The organism is Vibrio sp. YT-16 (assembly GCF_033337405.1).
GTDB lineage: Bacteria > Pseudomonadota > Gammaproteobacteria > Enterobacterales > Vibrionaceae > Vibrio > Vibrio alginolyticus.
Genome location: NZ_JAWOQQ010000091.1, coordinates 1 through 1,292, shown reverse-complemented (window position 1 = coordinate 1,292; position 1,292 = coordinate 1). Strand labels below are relative to the sequence as shown.

2 protein-coding genes are annotated in these 1,292 nt (G+C 48.8%); both read right to left on the bottom strand.

The genetic code is table 11. The features are described from left to right. Positions 1-47: 47 nt before the first annotated feature. Entirely contained in the window at positions 48-587 is a 540-nt protein-coding gene (locus R7F07_RS24955) for a cytochrome c oxidase assembly protein (RefSeq protein WP_005498389.1), read from the bottom strand. A gap of 20 nt (positions 588-607) precedes the next feature. After that, positions 608-1,292, bottom strand: a 685-nt coding sequence (locus R7F07_RS24950) for a cbb3-type cytochrome c oxidase subunit I (protein ID WP_318110627.1), incomplete at its 5' end; no start/stop codon positions are given.

Sequence of the window (1,292 nt, the reverse complement as noted above, 5' to 3'; positions counted from 1 at the left end):
TCTCTCCTTACAGACACTATTTGGCCTGTATCTCACTCCTTGAGAGGCTAACTGCCTGTGGGCGGAGGAAGTTTGTAGAGTGTATAAGACAGCGTTAATGTATGTATTGAGTCCGGCAAATCGGGCTCAATATAGAAAATCAATGGCATCTGAGCGTGCTGCTTTCCATCCAGCGGCTGTTGCGTAAAACAAAAGCACTCTATTTTGTTGAAGTAAGCAGCACCGTTGCCGGGAGAAACGGAAGGCACCGCCTGCCCCACCAGCCTTTGTCCACTTTCGTTAAATGCCAAGTATTCAGTTTGCACGACTTCACCTGGATGAACATTCATCGAAATGACTTTCGGCTTAAACTCCCACGGCATATCTGGGTTGACGTGTGCCATAAACTCCACACGAATCGTCCGGCTCAAATCGGGTTGCATCCCCGTAGGTTGAATCGCTGCAACATCACTGGTTTTACCGTTGATACCTAACGCATCACACATCACGTCATAGAGCGGCACGAGCGCAAAACCGAACCCGAACATGGCAAAAGTGGCCAGCACTAACTTTATCGTGAGCTTTTTGTGGGATGATTTTTCTGCCATGTTCTTCGCCTCTCGTTCCGTTAATCCACTTTAGGCGGCGTACTAAAGGTGTGATGAGGTGCAGGGCTTGGCACAGTCCACTCTAATCCTTCTGCACGCTCCCAAGGTTTGGCCGACGCTTTCTCTCCGCCACGAATGCACTTGATCACGACCCACAAGAAAATCAGTTGCGACAAACCAAAGGCAAAGCCGCCGATAGATACGATTTGGTTCACATCCGCAAATTGAATCGCGTAATCAGGGATTCTTCGCGGCATGCCCGCCAAACCTAAAAAATGCATCGGGAAGAAAAGGACATTGACGGAAATGACTGAGCACCAAAAATGCCACAAACTCAACTTGTGGTCGTACATATTCCCCGTCCATTTCGGCAACCAATAATACGACGCCGCCATGATCGAGAAGACCGCGCCAGACACCAAGACATAATGGAAGTGCGCAACCACAAAATAGGTATCGTGGTACTGGAAATCCGCAGGCACAATAGCAAGCATCAAACCCGAGAATCCGCCAATAGTGAACAGAACAATAAACGCAATCGCAAACAACATTGGCGTTTCAAAGGTCAGTGCGCCACGCCACATGGTTGCGACCCAGTTAAACACTTTTACTCCGGTCGGTACCGCAATCAACATGGTGCAATACATAAAGAACAATTCTGCAAACACGGGCATGCCTGTCGTGAACATGTGGTGTGCCCACACA

Coding starts and splice junctions, on each gene's coding strand:
- R7F07_RS24955 (WP_005498389.1), bottom strand. CDS start 587: ATGGCAGAAAAATCATCCCACAAAAAGCTCACGATAAAGTTAGTGCTG.